Source organism: Acinetobacter sp. 809848 (assembly GCF_000581275.1).
GTDB classification, from domain to species: Bacteria; Pseudomonadota; Gammaproteobacteria; order Pseudomonadales; family Moraxellaceae; genus Acinetobacter; species Acinetobacter pittii.
In genome coordinates this window covers 1-18,439 of sequence record NZ_JEXG01000039.1, presented here as the reverse complement: position 1 = coordinate 18,439, position 18,439 = coordinate 1, and the positions used below count along the sequence as shown (strand labels likewise).

Genomic DNA, 18,439 nt, shown 5'->3' with positions numbered 1-18,439 from the left:
AAAAATGGATGTATGGATATGGATAATCAAAACACAAAAATTTATACGGATAAAGTTCTTGCCGTAACCAGTTTACTGTTTGTATTTATTTCAGTTGCTGGTTTGGCGATTTATTCGCAAGAGTCGATCAAGATCGCTGCAACATGGATGCAGTGGACGACATCGGTATTTACCACCCCAGTATTACTGTTTGCTTTTTTAGCTATTATTTTTACTTTTGGTCTAGCTTTTAGTAAATACGGCAAAATTAAACTCGGTGAAGGAAAGCCTCAATACACCACGATGTCATGGATTTTTATGTTCATCTTGTCGGGTATTGGGTCCTCTACACTGTACTGGGGCTTTTTGGACTGGGCTTACTATTATCAAACACCTGGTTTGAGCTTACCGCCTGAGTCAGCAGAAGCATTGAAATATAGCGTGGCTTACTCGTTTTTTCACTCAGGTTTAAGTGCATGGGCAATTTATGCTTTGGCATCAATTTCTTTGTGCTACAGCTACCATGTGAGAAAAAACAAAGGTTTAAGTTTAGCTTCAGTGATTGAGGCTGTGACAGGCTTTAAATCAACCGGCGTGGTTGGACGTTTAGTTGACCTTATGTTCTTGCTTTGCATGTTTGGTGCATTGACGATTTCATTGGTACTCACTGCTGTGACATTTACCAATATTTTGTCGCAGCTCACAGGTATCCCAAATACTTTTATGACTAAGGTCATCATTATTTTGGGTGTTTCAGTTCTGTTCGCACTCAGTTCGTATGTGGGTATGGATAAAGGCATGCAACGTTTAAGTCACATGGTGTGTTTAGGCGTGGTGTTATTTGCGATTTATGTACTGTGCTTTGGTCCAACTCAATTCATTTTGAATAACTCATTAATGAGTTTCGGGTTAATGGCAACCAACTTTGTTGATATGAGTCTGTTTACCGACCCAATGGGCGATGGCAAGTTTACTCGTGAATGGACTGTTTTCTACTGGTTATGGTGGATTTCATATGCACCGGGTGTGGCACTGTTTGTAACACGTGTTTCTAAAGGCCGTACTATTAAAGAAGTGATCTTTGCCATGGTGATTGGTGGCAGTGTTGGTCTTTGGTTCATCTTTGGTGTGTTTGAAAACTACAGTGTTTATAGCTTTATTCATGGGGCTGTAAATGTACCGCAAATCTTAAGCCAACAGGGTGGTGAGGTTGCAATTGGTCAATTGCTCAGCCTATTACCTGCTGGAAAGCTGATGATGTGGATTTTCCTCGGCATTATGGTGGTGTTCTTGGCAGCACATATGGATGCAGTTGGGTATGCGGTTTCAGCAACATGTACACGCGGTTTAAGTGAAGGGCAAGATCCATCGCCAAATGCCCGTCTGTTCTGGTGTGTCATGCTGACTTTGGTTCCGATTGCCATGATCTTTAGTAAGGCACCTTTAGACACAATGAAAACAGCAACTATTGTGACGGCTTTACCATTCATTGTGATTATTCTGATTCAAACCTATGGTTTGGTGAAATGGTTGATTCAGGATTATGCCAAAGTCCCATCACATTTAATTGAGCAACAAGGTTATGATGATGCGGAAATTGGTTTAAACCAGACTCAAGATGAACATGCAAAACGGATGCAGCTTGAGCTTGCAAGCTCAATCAAACTGGACAGAAAAACCAGCTAGAGGGAACGGTAATGACTACATGTGAACAGACCACTTATGCCTTAAGTGAAGAAATGCAAAGTCTTGTGTACTGGAGCAGCATTTATTCACCAGCAGATGCAGATATTGACTCAGTTCGTGCAGCATATGACGCAATGTGTCGACACTATACTTTGCCTCGTGATGGCAAGATCGAAGTAGAAGATAGAGTTGTTGCAAATGCAGAGCATTCAGTGCCTGTTCGCATCTATTCACCAAAAACTAAACGACCTGAAGCTGGTTGGCCATGTGTATTGTATTTACATGGTGGCGGTTGGATGGTGGGTGGCCTCGATTCACATGAGTTTATTACCAGTTATTTATGTCAGGACTTAAATGCAGTTGTCATTGGTGTGGATTACCGCATGGCACCAGAGCATCGCTTTCCGGCAGCTTTTGAAGATTGTTTAGCAGTTTATCAATGGCTTAAAGAGCATGGTTCTGACTGGCAGATTGATAGTGAAAATATCGTTCTAGCAGGCGATAGCGCAGGCGGTAACTTAGCAGCAGCCCTTGCAGTGCATCTACAGCATAGTGGTATGCAAGCTCAAGGGCTGGCTTTGGTTTATCCGTGTTTAACTACAGCACTTGATACACCAGCCGCACAAAAGTATGCCCATGCGCCGTTACTCACAACCGAAGATATGCATTTTTATTTAAAGGAATATGCACCGAATTCACAAGATTGGCAGGATTTACGTCTAGCACCTTTATTGGCAACTGATTTTTCAGATATACCTACAAGTTTTGTGGCGGTTGCAGAATATGACCCTTTAAGTGATGACGGTTATTTCCTTACCCAAAAATTGGAACAAGCAGGTATCCCTAACGAGTTCCATTTAGGCAAAGGTTTATTGCATGGCAGTTTACGTCTCATGCGTGATTGTCCTGAAGTTCAACAGTTATATCAAAACATGCTGAGTGCGATACGCCGCATGTTTGGCGGTGTCGAAAAGATATGAATTTAATATCGAGTCATTTGGACGAAAAGAATTTAATGGAGTAAAAACATGAGTGCAGTTGAAAAATTACCTGAAGATTTTTGCGCAAACCCAGATGTTGCATGGACTTTCCCTAAAGTTTTCTATACTTCATCGCAAGTTTTTGAGCATGAGAAAGAATCAATCTTTGCTAAAAGCTGGATTTGTGTTGCACATGGCAGTGAATTGGCACAACCGAATGATTACATTACCCGTAAAGTAATTGGTGAAAATATTGTCATCATTCGTGGTAAAGATAGTGTTTTACGTGCGTTTTATAATGTGTGTCCACATCGTGGTCACGAGCTTTTAAGTGGCAGTGGTAAAGCAAAAAATGTAATTACTTGCCCATATCATGCTTGGACTTTTAAGCTAGATGGTAGCTTAGCTTTGGCACGTAACTGTGACCACGTTGAATCTTTCGATAAAGAAAATTCAAGCATGGTGCCTTTAAAAGTTGAGGAATATGCAGGATTTGTTTTCATTAATATGGATGAAAATGCGACTTGTGTAGAAGACCAACTTCCGGAATTTGCTGAGCGTTTAAATCAAGCATGTAGCGTAATTAAAGATTTGAAACTGGCAGCACGTTTTGTGACAGAAACGCCAGCAAACTGGAAAGTGATTGTTGACAACTATCTAGAATGTTACCACTGTGGGCCTGCACATCCGGGCTTTGCCGATTCGGTACAAGTTGATAAATATTGGCATACCACATATCAAAACTGGACATTACAGTACGGTTTTGCTCGTTCATCAGAGAAATCGTTCAAGCTTGATCCATCAGTCACTGATCCTGAATTTCATGGTTTCTGGACTTGGCCTTGCACGATGTTCAACGTACCACCGGGCAGTAATTTCATGACTGTAATCTATGAGTTTCCAGTAGATGCAGAAACGACTTTGCAGCATTACGATATTTATTTCACCAACGAAGAACTCACTCAAGATCAGAAAGATTTGATTGAGTGGTATCGCAATGTATTCCGTCCTGAAGATTTGAACTTGGTAGAAAGCGTACAACGTGGTTTGAAATCACGTGGTTATCGAGGTCAAGGCCGTATCATGACGGATAAACAACGCTCAGGAATTAGTGAGCATGGTATTGCTTACTTCCAACATTTAGTGGCGCAGCATCATAAATAAAACAAATGGATTTATTCAGGTGTAGATATGACTTACACCTGATTCTTCAGTTAGGAAGATGATATGTCGAGTTTACAAAGTACTGAATTATTTCAGCAACAAGCCTATATTAACGGGCAATGGCTAGCTGCACAGTCAAATGCAACGGTTCCAGTGACTAACCCAGCAACGGGCGAAGAAATTGGCACAATTCCCAATATGGGAGCGGCCGAAGCGACACAGGCGGTTGAGGCTGCTTATATAGCTTTGCAAAGTTGGAAGGCTTTAACTGCTCAAAACCGTGCAGATATTTTATTGGCTTGGTACAAACTGGTTCTCGAACATACCGATGAACTTGCTTTAATCATGACCATTGAACAAGGTAAACCTTTGGCAGAAGCGAAAGGTGAGGTGCGTTATGCTGCATCATTTATTCAATGGTTTGCCGAAGAAGGTAAGCGTATTTATGGCGATGTGATTCCAACCGTCAATAATCAGCAGCGTTTTATTATTAGTAAAGAACCTGTGGGTGTTGTGGCTGCTATTACGCCGTGGAATTTCCCAATTGCTATGATTACGCGTAAAGCAGCACCAGCTTTAGCAGCTGGATGTACGATAGTGATTAAGCCAGCAAATGAAACACCTTACTGTGCTTTAGCGATTGCGAAACTTGCAGAAAAAGCAGGTATTCCAGCTGGTGTAATTAATGTTGTTACCGGTAAATCTCAAGAAATTGGCTCAGTATTTACTTCACATGAAAAAGTGAAGAAATTGACGTTTACTGGCTCAACTCCAGTAGGACGCCTACTGATGCAGCAGTGTTCAAGCACCATTAAAAAATTGGCGCTTGAGTTAGGTGGTAATGCGCCTCTGATTGTGTTTGACGATGCCGATTTAGATAAAGCTGTACAAGGCGCGATTTTTGCCAAGTTCCGTAATGCAGGCCAGACCTGTGTTTGTGCTAACCGCATTTATGTACACGACAATATTTATCAAGCTTTTGCCGAAAAGTTTGTACAAGAAGTACAAAAGTTTAAAGTCGGTAATGGACTTGAAGATGGCGTGCAAATTGGCCCATTAATTAATGAAAAGGCTGTTTTGAAAGCACAGCAGTTGATTGATGATGCAGTTAGTAAAGGCGCTAAGGTCGCTTGTGGTGGCAAACAGCATGCTTTAGGGCAAACCTTTTATGAACCATCTGTTTTAACTAACGTTGATCGTACGATGGAAATTGTCCAAGAGGAAATTTTTGGTCCAGTTGCACCCCTCATTCGCTTTACTGATGAGGCTGATGTTGTTGCTCAAGCAAATGACACCATCTTTGGTTTGGCTGCTTATGTTTATAGTGAAAATATCTCACGTTTATGGCGAGTATCAGAACAGCTTGAATATGGAATGGTCGGTATGAATGCCACAGCAATTTCAAATGAAGTTGTACCATTTGGCGGTGTGAAACAATCAGGTGTTGGGCGTGAAGGCTCAAAGTATGGTCTTGAAGAATTCATGACCATTAAATACATGTGTTTAGGGCTTTAAGGATAAGCCCTAACAACAAGAATATGCGGTAAAAGAAGGATTCTAATATGGCTAATCATTATGAAATGTTCCCAGCGGTTGTTACTCAAGTGGAACAGCTAACCCCTTTAATCAAACGGTTTACGTTCAAACGTCAAGATGGGCAGAACTTTCCTCGATTTAGTGGGGGAAGCCATATTATTGTCAAAATGAATGAACAACTTTCAAATGCGTATTCACTAATGAGCTGTACGCAAGATTTATCGACTTATCAAGTCTGTGTTCGTAAGGATGTAGAAGGTAAGGGCGGTTCAGTTTTTATGCATGATCAATGCAATGAAGGCTGTGAAATCCAGATTTCAGAACCCAAAAATTTATTTCCATTAGCTGAAACAGGGAATAAACATATTTTAATTGCAGGTGGAATTGGCATTACACCATTCTTACCTCAAATGGATGAGCTTGCAGTGCGTGGTGCTGAGTATGAACTACATTATGCTTATCGCTCACCTGAACATGCGGCCTTGTTAGATGAGTTAAAGCAGAAACATGCAGAACATGTGTTTAGTTATGTTGACTCAGAAGGTTGCTCATTAAATCTGGATGAACTGCTTTCATCACAACCTAAAGGCACACATGTCTATGTTTGTGGGCCGAAACCCATGATTGATGCTGTGATTGATTGTTGTAACAAGCATCGTTACCGCGATGAATACATTCACTGGGAACAATTTGCCTCAACAGTTCCTGAAGATGGTGAAGCATTTACGGTGGTACTTGCTAAATCTAATCAGGAAATTGAAGTACAAAGTAACCAGACGATTTTACAAGCTATTGAAACATTGAATATTGATGTGGAATGCTTATGTCGCGAAGGTGTATGCGGTACATGTGAAACTGCTATTTTAGAAGGTGAAGCAGAGCATTTCGATCAATACTTAAGTGATGCAGAAAAGACCTCACAGAAGAGCATGATGATTTGTGTATCGAGAGCTAAAGGTAAAAAACTAGTATTAGATCTTTAATATATTTCTGTGGCCGATCAATTGTTTAAAGAAAAAAATGCTAAAAAAAGAACAAATAATGATGATCTGAATCTTATTTGTTCAATTGATGGGCATTAAGGGTTTTTACCTATTGACCTGCTATACAGAACTATAGATAATGCGCACACAGTTTACGGCTATGTAGCTCAGTTGGTTAGAGCACCGCACTCATAATGCGGGGGTCACAAGTTCAAGTCTCGTCATAGCCACCATTTTAAAAACCACGCTCCTGCGTGGTTTCTTTTTATCTATTTTTTACTCATTAAAGTATTTTTCAATCATATCGAGTGTTTTTGAGCTTTGATAAAAAGGAGCTAAAAGCGCTTGAAGTAATGGTTCTAAAATACCGTGTTCATTAAAGGCATCCATAACCTTCGGATAAAAACGTAAAGCTTCGGTTTGTAAGTCGCTTTCGGTTAACCCAATCTCACTTAATACTTCAAATAAACTTTGGTCTTTATAAAAATCATAAAAAACTTCAACGCCATACAAAATCAGGTCTTGCATAAATTGTGACTGGCGTAATTCTTTCCAGTATTCGTAAATTAAAACAAAAAACTCTTCAACATCGAGAGGAGTGAGCTGTTTCATAAATTCATACATTTTTTTATGTCTAATATCTTCCCAAACATGACGTACTAGACTTTCTAAATCTTCACTCGATAAAAGACTTAATTCTGTAAGTTGCTCATGAATAAAACTGGCAATCCAAGTTTCAAGTTTATGCTCAAGACGTTGCTGCTGCAAAAAGGAAAATTTTTTGAGTTTATGTTGCCATTCAAAATGATAGTCATCCACTCTAGAGGCAGTTAGAAGTTTTGGTAATTTTTGTTCTAGAGTTGAGGTTGCAATATATTGGCAAAGCTGTTGTACAGAAGGGCTAGTTCTTAAAAACTGGTTGAGATAATGAGGAATATGTTCCATTTCCAAAAATTTGGAGAGCCACATTTCAAATTGGTGGTCAGAGACCAAATCTTGTAACTGAATTGGCGATTTCATCGCAGATAAATAAATACGCTGCGCGATTTCCCCAATAAACTCAAGTAAACCAGCACCTAGCTGCATTTCAAAAGCATAGCGTTTCACAACGGCTTGTAGTTGCTCTAAATCAACAACTTCATGAAGCTTGATTTCGTCAGCATGTTGCATAAACAACTGAATGAATTGCTGGAAATAAATAGGTGAGTTTTCTATAGATAATTGTTTTTTGAAAAATTCCACCTGCTCAAGCAAAAGTGCTTGAGCAAGTGCTGTAGTTTTTGATGAGTTTTTCTGCTCAGTCATTCGCTGTCCAACCGTTGACAATCGGATAACGTCGTTCGCGACTAAATGCACGAGAGGTAATTCTCGGGCCAATCGCACCTTGACGACGTTTGTATTCATTACGATCAACTAAACGGATGACTTTTTCAACAACTTCTTTATCAAAACCTTTGGCAATAATATCGGCCTGACCTAAATCTTCTTCAATGTATGCGTAAAGGATAGCATCCAATACATCATAAGCTGGTAAAGAGTCTTGGTCTTTTTGATCCGGACGAAGTTCTGCTGAAGGTGGGCGGGTAATCACACGCTCAGGAATAACAGGAGTTTCGCTTAAGCTGTTACGGTATTTTGCTAATTCAAATACGATAGTTTTATAAACATCTTTTAGAACCGCAAAGCCACCAACCATATCGCCATAAAGCGTACAGTAGCCTACTGAAAGTTCAGATTTATTCCCTGTAGAAAGGACTAAGTTACCAAACTTGTTTGATAAGCCCATAAGTAATGTGCCACGAGCACGCGCTTGTAAATTTTCCTCAGTTGCGTCAGCTGGTGAATTACCAAAGAAAGGATACAAGGTTTGCATGAAGCTATTTACGATTGAGTGAATTTCAGCAATACCGAAAGTCACACCCATACGGCGAGCTTGTTCAGCCGCATCCTCTACACTAATTTGAGAGGTATAGGTATAAGGCATCATCACGGCTTGTACTTTTTCTGCACCAATTGCATCAACAGCAATTGCAAGCGTAAGGGCAGAGTCAATACCGCCAGAAAGACCCAAAATCACACCTGGGAAACCTGAGCGCTCTACATAGTCACGAGTTGCCATGACTAAACCTTGATAGATCTCTGCAAAGGTTTCTAAAGCAGGAGCAGACTCAGTGACTTTATATAACTTTGTATCGCGGTCAAATTCAGCAATATAAATGTCTTCTTTAAAGCTCGGTGCTTGTAAGGCAATTTCACCATTTTGATTGCTAACAAAACTTGTGCCATCAAAAATTAGATCGTCTTGTCCGCCTACTTGGTTAACATAAACAATATTTAGATGAAGTTGTTTTGCAAGTTCACTTAAGGTCTGTATACGGTGTTGTGGTTTGCCGACTTCATATGGTGATGAGTTGAGTACAAGAGCAGTATCAACATTTAATTGGCTTAACTGTTTTACAGTATTAATTGACCAGATATCTTCACAGATTAATACACCAAACTTATGCCCAAGATATTCAAAAACTAAGTGCTGATGGCCTTTTTGGAAATAGCGTTTTTCATCAAAGACGCCATAGTTTGGTAAATTGTGTTTGTTAAAAACACCCAAAACCTGACCGTCTTTCATGACAGCAGCAGAATTATAACGTTGACCATCTTCTGTCTGGTTTACAAATCCGAAAACCATAACAATATCTTTAACTTCGGCAAGTTGCGCAAAAGCCTTTTGCATACGTTTATTTAAATTTGGACGTAACAATAAGTCTTCAGCTGGATAACCAATAACAGAAAGTTCGGGAAAAATAATCAGGTCAGCGTCTTGTTTTTTCGCCTGATTTACTTGCTCAATCATCTTTTGGGTGTTTGAGTCAATATTGCCAATATGCGGAGAAAACTGAGCAAGGGCAACTTTAAAACTTTTCATTCAAACCTAATCCTAGATCATAACGAATATAGATACACATAGTGTTGATTTTTATGGATATAATTTTTCAACGATGTGTATGATACGATAGTAAACAATTAAAATAGTAAACAAAAATGTCAAGATCAATAATATATACCAATCCCATATTTTCTGCGTAAAAATAACGAGATTTTCTGTGTAGAATAGAAACACGCTTCATTATTTTTATTGTTTGTATACTGCCTTATCACAAGCTAATTTGGAATAAGGCTGTTCTATTTTTTTCAATAATTTGAATTGAATAAGCGTAATTTTATAGTTTAGATAAGTATTTCTGATTTATAAGAATTCTCATTTACATCAGGCAAAAAATGTTACGTTTAAAGAAACATGGATTATTTAGTTACAAATGAAGCTGAGGTGAACAGATAATATTCGGGATTTTTCCTGTGCAAATGTCACGGGCAATTTCGCCTTGCTGTTCAATATTATAAGTACTAAATGCCTTGTCAGGGTGGTAGGTATATTTGTAGGGGTTGTAACTTTTAAGGCTGAGGTAATAGGCTGATTGTAGTAAGGCACCTTTAAGTAGAACATGAATACCTTTTTGATATTGCATGACGTGTGTGAGTTCATGGATAAAAATACCCTGCATAAACTTAGACTCTAGAGCATAATTTTCGCTGTAATCAGAAGGATTGACATAGATATTACCATTTGGCGCCATAAAAATACCGCAAGACTGCCAAGGGAGATAGCGAGTAGCAATAATTTTAGGTTGTTCACAATCGAGCAGATCGCCGAAGACCATTTGAGCTAATAATTTTTCTTGAGCAGTCAAATACCTAATCGGGTAGTTTTTTAAGTGACGGAAAATAAAAAGTGTAAGAAGAATCAATTGATTATGGATTAAGCGTTTAAAGGCATTAAAAGTTAGCATAGCTTTGCCATTAAATGAGTTCATCTATTTCTTTAGCATAGTATAGATTAGGTATTGCTAAATAAAGAGGTAGGGAATTGATTAATTTTATAGTTCTGTTTTGAAAAATATAATTGTTTGAATAGATTGTGCATTTTATTAGGATGAATAAAAGAATTCTTGGATAAGAAAAGCAAAAGCCCCAGTTAAAACTGAGGCTTTACAACAACTAAAATCACAACAGCAAATAAAATTAAGGTTGGCATTTCATTAAAGAATCGCCAGAACTTATGTGATTTATAGTGAGCATTTCCGATGAGCTTTTTACGATAATAGCCACATACCAAATGATAAATCACTAATAAAGCCACTAATCCAACTTTGAGGTAAAACCATGTGGCTTGATGGTAATGTCGAGTTGCATCACCCCACTCTACAAGGAAATGCGCGGTAATTAATGTAGCAATCATTGAAGGCCACATAATTCCACGATACAACTTGCGTTCCATTACCTCAAAGCGTTGATGACTTGCAGCATCTTCACTCATAGCATGATAAACATATAGACGTGGTAAGTAGAACAAAGCAGCGAACCAGCAAACCACGGCAATAATATGTAATGCTTTTACCCACAAAAAAGCATCAGAAGGTGCATCCATCGATAATCCTAGGTGGGATTATGCATCCCACTTCTTGAAAATAAGGCAAGCGTTAACACCGCCAAAGCCAAAACTGTTACTCATTACAGTATTCAATTTTGCATCACGTTTTTCAAGTACGATATCGAAAGGTTTTGCGCCTTCATCAAGTTCAGTCACGTTGATGTTTGGTGCAATAAAGTCATTTTGCATCATTAGCACAGAGTAAATAGCCTCCTGTACACCAGCCGCACCCAAGCTATGACCTGTCATAGATTTGGTTGAGCTAAGAGGAGGTACGTTACCTTCACCAAATGCACGTTCCATTGCTTTAAGTTCTGTAATGTCACCGGCTGGAGTAGAAGTACCATGTGTATTTACATAGTCAATTTTCTCTACGCCATGTTGCTTAGCTTCTTCAAGTGCCATTAATACACAACGTGTAGCACCTTCACCACTTGGAGCAACCATGTCCGCGCCATCACTGTTCGCAGCATAACCTACTACTTCAGCTAAAATGTTCGCACCACGTGCTTGCGCGTGCTCAAGTGATTCAAGTACTACAAAACCGCCACCGCCAGCAATAACGAAGCCGTCACGGTCTGCTGAATAGGGGCGAGATGCTGTTTCTGGAGAGTCGTTATATTTCGAGCAAAGTGCGCCCATTGCATCAAACAATAAACTTTGAGACCAGTGATCTTCTTCACCGCCACCAGCAAGCATAAGGTCTTGTTTGCCAAGTTGAATTAAGTTGTACGCATAACCAATTGCATCTGCAGAAGTTGCGCAAGCACTTGTAATAGTATGTGAAATACCTTGTAGCTTAAATGCAACACCTACGTTTGCAGTAATGGTGTTTGACATGTTACGTGGTACAAAGAATGGACCCACTTTACGTGCGCCTTTAGTCTCTAATAATTCTGTCATTTCAACAACAGAAGCAGTTGAGCCACCACCTGAACCACCTGCAATACCATAACGTGGATTACCAGCAAGTTGTTCAGGAGTAAGGCCTGCATGTTCAACTGCAGCTACAGCAGCGTTGTATGCATACATCGCACATACGCCCATGAAGCGTTTTAATTTACGGTCGATATTATCAAAGTCTTGTTCTGCAGCAGCGCTGACATGACTTTTAAAATTGAGTTCAGCATAAGTTGGGTTAAAACGTGTCCCGGAGATTCCATTTTGAAGTGAATGAGTAACTGCTTCTAAAGAGTTACCGATACATGAGTTAATACCCATACCAGTGATTACAACACGTTTCATCTACAGGTCCCTTTATGGTGATATTTAAGAGTCTATCGTGTTCAACAGCTATTAAAATGAATAGGAGAATATAGCTGTAAGAAAACGGGACTCATGTTTTTCGTTGTTAACATGATAGCAGAAAGGATTTTTATTTCTTATGGCAAATCTTTATGACAATTTTACATTTAAAAAAAATAACTAAATACATAGTATGTTGCATTTAGGGTTAACTAAAATACACACATTCAAGTTGAGATAAATCCACATTCCACCTAGTATTTATCTCTAATTAGATAAATTAAAAAATCGAGGTACTTGATGACAAAATTTAATAATAATCAATCTGACAATTTGTTTTCTCAGGTCTTCGGAGTGGCTAAAAAGCTCAGTTCTACAGGATTGAGTATCTTGCAACAGAACCAATCAGGTGACGTCAGTAAGGTAATTGAACCAATCCCAACTGGAAAAACTGTTGAAGGTAGATCGAGAACAAAAAGCCCATTTGAAGTTGAGCAATATGAAAGTCCTCAACAAATGCTAAGAGAACATTTACCAAAAGTCACACGTCAGGTATTTGGTCGACATTTTAAAAAAGTAAATGGTGTCGCTACATTTCTTTCGCCAGATTGGGATGAAAAAATCTCAGGCCACTTATTTAATTGGTTAAATGACTTTAGTTCAAAAAGTACCTTAACTGAAAAAATCCTAGAAGAAGCGGGTGCTAAAGATTTATTTGAATTAACTAAAGATACAGGTCGTTCTCAACGTCTAAGTCAGGCGCTTATAGAACAAAACAAGCTCATTGCGACTGTACAAGGTGCAATTACAGGTGTATCAGGCGTGGTCGGTGCAGCTGTAGATATTCCAGTTTCATTGGTTTTAGTTTTAAGAACTATTTACCAGACAGGAAGATCACATGGCTTTGATTTGCTAGAGGTGGCAGACCAAGATGTTGTTGAGTTTATTTTTAAAGAAGTTGACATTAGCCTGATTGCAGAGAAACAAACTCTCTTGTTGGCTTTAAAAACATTGCGGAATATGTTGGAAACTCAAGATATTCATCAATTTCAGCAAGTATTAGGTTCAACCACAGATATAGATACTTTAAAGAACTGGTTAACAGATGAAGAAGGGGAGTTTAAATGGGAATGGTTAAATCGTATTCCTAAACTTTCAGCTTTTGGTAAGTTTACCCCAGTTGCAGGCGCTGTTTTAAGTGCAGTATATAGCTGGAAATTACAAGAAGATGTAGGACATAAAGCTCAGGCAATTTTTGGAGCTGCAAGACATTATTTAAACGAACATCCAAGTGAGCATTTATCTCCACTACAGGCTTATTATGCTGCGGTTACACTCATTCAAAAAGCAAGCCCAAGACTTTTAAATGTAGGCGAAGATGGCAATATTCATGCTGCTCATCATCATAAAGTAGAAAATCACGAGGTAATCTCGAAAGTATCTATTGTGTTAAAACCTACAGAAAGCGAAAAAAGTGAAGAGAAAGTTCAGGAAAATGTTCATAAGGGCTTAGAAAAACTTGCTGATAAACATGTGACAGAACATGAGCATACTGAACAAAAGCCTGCTCTAACTCCAGAGGATGATGACGAGATATTGGAAGATAAAAAATACTCTTAACAATACGCTTACAAAGTGAAGGTTTAAAAAGTAAAAATAACCTCTATTTAAATTTGTAAATCGTGCTGTCAAACATTGATATGGTCAACATTTGGTAAGTATTGCCGTGTTGACCATTTTTGCATCTTGGCTTACAATTATGTGCCCTTAAAAAGAGGTATTTTCTTTTTAAGGTTTTTTAATAACGGGAGAATTGCCATATGGCAACAACGAATCAGTTGATCCGTAAGGGTCGTACGACTTTGGTTGAAAAATCCAAAGTTCCTGCGTTGAAGGCTTGTCCACAACGTCGTGGTGTTTGTACACGTGTTTATACAACTACACCTAAAAAACCTAACTCAGCTATGCGTAAGGTTTGCCGTGTTCGCTTAACTTCAGGTTTTGAAGTATCTAGCTACATCGGTGGTGAAGGTCATAACTTACAAGAGCACAGTGTTGTTCTTATCCGTGGTGGTCGTGTTAAAGACTTACCGGGTGTACGTTACCATACCGTTCGTGGTTCATTAGACTGTGCTGGTGTTAAAGATCGTAATCAATCACGTTCTAAATACGGTACTAAGCGTCCTAAGAAGTAATTCTAGGAAACTAGTCGAATAAGCCCTTTAGCGTTTCGCTTGTTTGAATTCTTCATAGATTTGTAATTCAAGCGACGTATAGTAAGGCCAGCGTCGTGTACATGACACTTGTACAAACTGCTGGATCATCCTGAAGTGTCATATTATTAGGTGTATTAAAATGCCAAGACGTCGCGTAGTCGCTGCTCGTGAGATCCTTCCAGATCCAAAATTTAGCAGCCAAACAATCGCTAAATTCATGAACCACGTAATGCAAGATGGTAAAAAATCTATTGCAGAAAGTATCGTTTACGGTGCTTTAGAACGCGTTCAAGAAAAAAACAAAGTAGACCCAGTTGAATTTTTCGAGACTACTCTTGAAAAAGTTCGTCCTATGGTTGAAGTAAAAGCACGCCGTGTTGGTGGTGCTACTTATCAAGTACCTATGGAAGTACGCCCATCCCGTCGTACTGCCTTAGCTATGCGTTGGTTAGTAGATGCTGCTGCTAAGCGTTCTGAAAAAACGATGGCTTTACGTCTTGCTGGTGAGTTGCTTGATGCAGCTGAAGGTAAAGGTGCAGCAATCAAAAAACGTGAAGATGTGCACCGTATGGCTGAAGCTAACAAAGCCTTCTCTCACTACCGTTTCTAAGCGGATAAAACAGGCCTTATTCAGGAGAATATTCATGCGTACAGCAGCTCGATTCAACATTGCTCTCTATCAAAGTGGGGGCTTTGCAGGTATTTAAGTTGCCTGTTTGGATATTCGCGCGCATCAATTTAATTGGTGCGTCCTGTTTTAAATATAACATTTAGGAATGTAGACATCATGGCTCGCCAAACTCCAATTACTCGTTACCGTAACATCGGTATTTCTGCGCACATTGACGCAGGTAAAACAACTACAACTGAACGTATTTTGTTCTACACAGGTGTATCTCACAAAATTGGTGAAGTACACGACGGTGCAGCAACAATGGACTGGATGGAACAAGAGCAAGAGCGTGGTATTACAATTACCTCTGCTGCTACGACTTGTTTCTGGTCTGGTATGGGTAACCAATTCGAACAACACCGTATCAACGTAATTGACACCCCGGGACACGTAGACTTCACAATCGAAGTTGAACGTTCTATGCGTGTTCTTGACGGTGCGTGCATGGTTTACTGTGCTGTAGGTGGTGTACAACCTCAGTCTGAAACTGTATGGCGTCAAGCGAACAAATATAAAGTGCCTCGTTTAGCATTCGTGAACAAGATGGACCGTACTGGTGCAAACTTCTTCCGTGCTGTTGAGCAAGTTAAAACTCGTTTAGGTGGTAATCCTGTTCCTATCGTTGTGCCAATTGGTGCTGAAGATACATTCCAGGGTGTTGTTGACCTTATCGAAATGAAAGCGATTATCTGGGATGAAGCATCTCAAGGTATGAAGTTTGAATATGCTGATATCCCAGCTGACCTAGTTGATACGTCTAACGAATGGCGTACAAAAATGGTTGAAGCTGCGGCTGAAGCTTCTGAAGAATTAATGGACAAGTACCTAGAAGAAGGTGATCTTTCTAAAGAAGACATCATCGCTGGTTTACGTGCTCGTACATTAGCTTCTGAAATTCAAGTAATGCTTTGTGGTTCTGCGTTCAAGAACAAAGGTGTTCAACGTATGTTGGATGCTGTAATTGAATTCTTACCATCACCTACAGAAGTTAAAGCGATCGAAGGTATCCTTGACGACAAAGACGAAACTAAAGCGTCTCGTGAAGCATCTGACGAAGCTCCGTTCTCTGCGCTTGCGTTCAAAATCATGAACGACAAATTCGTAGGTAACTTAACATTCGTACGTGTTTACTCTGGTGTTCTTAAACAAGGTGATCCGGTTTATAACCCAGTTAAAGCTAAGCGTGAACGTATCGGTCGTATCGTGCAAATGCATGCGAACGAACGTCAAGATCTTGATGAAATCCGTGCAGGTGATATCGCAGCGTGTGTAGGTCTTAAAGACGTTACAACTGGTGATACATTATGTGATGAGAAAAACATCATTACTCTTGAGCGTATGGAATTCCCAGAGCCAGTAATTTCATTGGCTGTTGAACCAAAAACTAAAGCAGACCAAGAAAAAATGTCTATCGCTTTAGGTCGTTTGGCTAAAGAAGATCCATCGTTCCGTGTTCGTACAGACGAAGAATCTGGTCAAACAATTATTGCTGGTATGGGTGAACTTCACCTTGACATCATTGTTGACCGTATGAAGCGTGAATTCGGTGTTGAAGCTAACATTGGTAAACCAATGGTTGCTTACCGTGAAACGATCAAAAAGTCTGTTGAACAAGAAGGTAAGTTCGTACGTCAAACTGGTGGTAAAGGTAAGTTTGGTCACGTATATGTACGTCTTGAACCGCTTGATGTTGAAGAAGCTGGTAAAGAATACCAATTCGTTGAAGAAGTTGTTGGTGGTGTAGTACCTAAAGAATTCTTTGGCGCGGTTGACAAAGGTATTCAAGAACGTATGAAGAATGGTGTATTGGCTGGTTACCCTGTTGTTGGTATTAAAGCGACATTATTCGACGGTTCTTACCATGACGTCGACTCTGACGAATTATCGTTCAAAATGGCAGGTTCTTATGCCTTCCGTGATGGTTTCATGAAAGCGGATCCTATCCTTCTTGAACCTATCATGAAAGTTGAAGTAGAAACTCCAGAAGACTACATGGGCGATATCATGGGTGACTTAAACCGTCGTCGTGGTATGGTTCAAGGTATGGACGATCTTCCTGGTGGAACAAAAGCAATTCGTGCAGAAGTTCCTCTTGCTGAGATGTTTGGTTACGCGACTCAAATGCGTTCTATGTCTCAAGGTCGTGCGACTTACTCTATGGAATTTGCTAAATATGCTGAAACTCCACGTAACGTGGCTGAAGGCATCATCGCTAAATTCCAAGCTGGCGGTAAAAAAGGTGACGACGAGTAATCTTTCGATTACTATAAGCCCAAACTAATTTCTTAGTTAAAAACCAAGTGCTCATGGGGTGACCCTCCATGAGTAGTTTATAAAGGAAGATCATCATGGCTAAAGCCAAGTTTGAACGTAATAAGCCACACGTAAACGTGGGCACAATCGGTCACGTTGACCATGGTAAAACAACTTTAACTGCTGCGATTGCAACAATTTGTGCAAAAACTTACGGCGGTGAAGCGAAAGATTACTCACAAATCGACTCAGCACCTGAAGAAAAAGCACGTGGTATTACAATTAATACTTCACACGTAGAATACGATTCTCCAATTCGTCACTACGCGCACGTTGACTGCCCGGGCCACGCCGATTACGTTAAAAACATGATTACTGGTGCTGCTCAGATGGACGGCGCGATCCTTGTGTGTGCTGCGACTGACGGTCCAATGCCACAAACTCGTGAACACATCCTTCTTTCTCGTCAGGTTGGTGTACCTTACATCATCGTATTCTTGAACAAGTGTGACCTTGTTGATGATGAAGAATTACTTGAATTAGTAGAAATGGAAGTTCGTGAACTTCTTTCTACTTATGACTTCCCTGGTGATGACACTCCAGTTATCCGTGGTTCTGCGCTTAAAGCGTTGGAAGGCGATGCTGGTCAATATGGTGAGTCTTCAGTTCTTGCTCTTGTTGAAGCGCTTGACTCTTACATCCCAGAACCAGAACGTGCTATCGACAAAGCATTCTTAATGCCAATCGAAGACGTATTCTCAATTTCTGGTCGTGGTACTGTAGTAACAGGCCGTGTAGAAGCTGGTATCGTTAAAGTTGGTGAAGAAGTAGAGATCGTTGGTATTAAAGATACAGTTAAAACAACTGTAACTGGCGTAGAAATGTTCCGTAAACTTCTTGACGAAGGCCGTGCAGGTGAGAACTGTGGTATCTTACTTCGTGGTACTAAGCGTGAAGACGTACAACGTGGTCAAGTACTTGCTAAACCAGGTACAATCAAGCCGCACACTAAATTCGACGCAGAAGTATACGTACTTTCTAAAGAAGAAGGTGGTCGTCACACTCCATTCTTAAATGGTTACCGTCCACAGTTCTACTTCCGTACAACTGACGTAACTGGTGCAATCCAATTACAAGACGGCGTTGAAATGGTTATGCCAGGCGACAATGTTGAAATGTCAGTAGAATTAATCCACCCAATCGCAATGGACCCAGGTCTACGTTTTGCGATCCGTGAA

At 39.8% G+C, this 18,439-nt stretch carries 15 protein-coding genes and 1 tRNA gene; 11 read left to right on the top strand and 5 right to left on the bottom strand.

Annotated features, from left to right (window positions below; genetic code table 11):
* Positions 1–12 precede the first annotated feature (12 nt).
* The 6 genes from J536_RS20650 (at position 13) to J536_RS20625 (ending at position 6,561) form a co-directional block, all read left to right on the top strand.
* Positions 13–1,665 carry a BCCT family carnitine transporter gene (locus J536_RS20650; RefSeq protein WP_080749776.1) on the top strand — a complete coding sequence of 551 codons (1,653 nt, stop codon included), beginning with the start codon at positions 13–15 and terminating at the stop codon, positions 1,663–1,665.
* Between the two features lie 11 nt (positions 1,666–1,676).
* Positions 1,677–2,645, top strand: coding sequence for an alpha/beta hydrolase (locus J536_RS20645; protein WP_032063823.1), 969 nt, complete (start codon positions 1,677–1,679; stop codon positions 2,643–2,645).
* 48 nt (positions 2,646–2,693) lie between these two features.
* Positions 2,694–3,809: a carnitine monooxygenase subunit alpha gene (cntA, locus tag J536_RS20640; protein ID WP_032063821.1), complete on the top strand. Its 1,116-nt coding sequence runs from the start codon at positions 2,694–2,696 to the stop codon at positions 3,807–3,809.
* A 63-nt stretch (positions 3,810–3,872) separates the two neighbouring features.
* Complete coding sequence (locus J536_RS20635; protein ID WP_032063819.1) at positions 3,873–5,324, top strand: NAD-dependent succinate-semialdehyde dehydrogenase; 1,452 nt, start codon at positions 3,873–3,875, stop codon at positions 5,322–5,324.
* A gap of 47 nt (positions 5,325–5,371) precedes the next feature.
* Positions 5,372–6,328: a carnitine monooxygenase, reductase subunit CntB gene (cntB, locus tag J536_RS20630; protein ID WP_032063818.1), complete on the top strand. Its 957-nt coding sequence runs from the start codon at positions 5,372–5,374 to the stop codon at positions 6,326–6,328.
* Between the two features lie 156 nt (positions 6,329–6,484).
* Positions 6,485–6,561 (top strand) — tRNA-Met (locus J536_RS20625).
* A gap of 43 nt (positions 6,562–6,604) precedes the next feature.
* Here the strand turns inward: J536_RS20625 and J536_RS20620 are convergent.
* From J536_RS20620 to J536_RS20600, 5 genes are all read right to left on the bottom strand, one after another.
* Positions 6,605–7,633 carry a hypothetical protein gene (locus tag J536_RS20620; RefSeq protein WP_032056888.1) on the bottom strand — a complete coding sequence of 343 codons (1,029 nt, stop codon included), beginning with the start codon at positions 7,631–7,633 and terminating at the stop codon, positions 6,605–6,607.
* Positions 7,626–9,251 (bottom strand): NAD+ synthase, encoded by a 1,626-nt coding sequence (locus J536_RS20615; protein ID WP_032056887.1) that lies wholly within the window; start codon positions 9,249–9,251, stop codon positions 7,626–7,628. Before J536_RS20615 ends, J536_RS20620 begins: the two co-directional genes overlap by 8 nt.
* A 385-nt stretch (positions 9,252–9,636) precedes the next feature.
* Entirely contained in the window at positions 9,637–10,197 is a 561-nt protein-coding gene (locus tag J536_RS20610; protein WP_032056886.1) for a hypothetical protein, read from the bottom strand.
* A 161-nt stretch (positions 10,198–10,358) separates the two neighbouring features.
* Entirely contained in the window at positions 10,359–10,811 is a 453-nt protein-coding gene (hemJ, locus tag J536_RS20605) for a protoporphyrinogen oxidase HemJ (protein ID WP_002120291.1), read from the bottom strand.
* Positions 10,812–10,829: 18 nt separating this feature from the next.
* Complete coding sequence (locus J536_RS20600; RefSeq protein ID WP_002120440.1) at positions 10,830–12,059, bottom strand: beta-ketoacyl synthase N-terminal-like domain-containing protein; 1,230 nt, start codon at positions 12,057–12,059, stop codon at positions 10,830–10,832.
* A 300-nt stretch (positions 12,060–12,359) separates the two neighbouring features.
* Between J536_RS20600 and J536_RS20595 the strand changes: the two genes are divergently transcribed.
* From J536_RS20595 to tuf, 5 genes are all read left to right on the top strand, one after another.
* Positions 12,360–13,679, top strand: a complete 1,320-nt coding sequence (locus J536_RS20595) for an EcsC family protein (protein ID WP_002120376.1) — start codon at positions 12,360–12,362, stop codon at positions 13,677–13,679.
* A gap of 200 nt (positions 13,680–13,879) precedes the next feature.
* Positions 13,880–14,254 (top strand): 30S ribosomal protein S12, encoded by a 375-nt coding sequence (rpsL, locus tag J536_RS20590; protein ID WP_002050319.1) that lies wholly within the window; start codon positions 13,880–13,882, stop codon positions 14,252–14,254.
* 160 nt (positions 14,255–14,414) lie between these two features.
* Positions 14,415–14,885 (top strand): 30S ribosomal protein S7, encoded by a 471-nt coding sequence (gene rpsG, locus J536_RS20585; RefSeq protein ID WP_001138055.1) that lies wholly within the window; start codon positions 14,415–14,417, stop codon positions 14,883–14,885.
* 177 nt (positions 14,886–15,062) lie between these two features.
* Positions 15,063–17,201, top strand: coding sequence for an elongation factor G (gene fusA, locus J536_RS20580; protein ID WP_002120436.1), 2,139 nt, complete (start codon positions 15,063–15,065; stop codon positions 17,199–17,201).
* 95 nt (positions 17,202–17,296) lie between these two features.
* Positions 17,297–18,439, top strand: a 1,143-nt coding sequence (gene tuf / locus J536_RS20575) for an elongation factor Tu (protein WP_050680453.1), incomplete at its 3' end; no start/stop codon positions are given.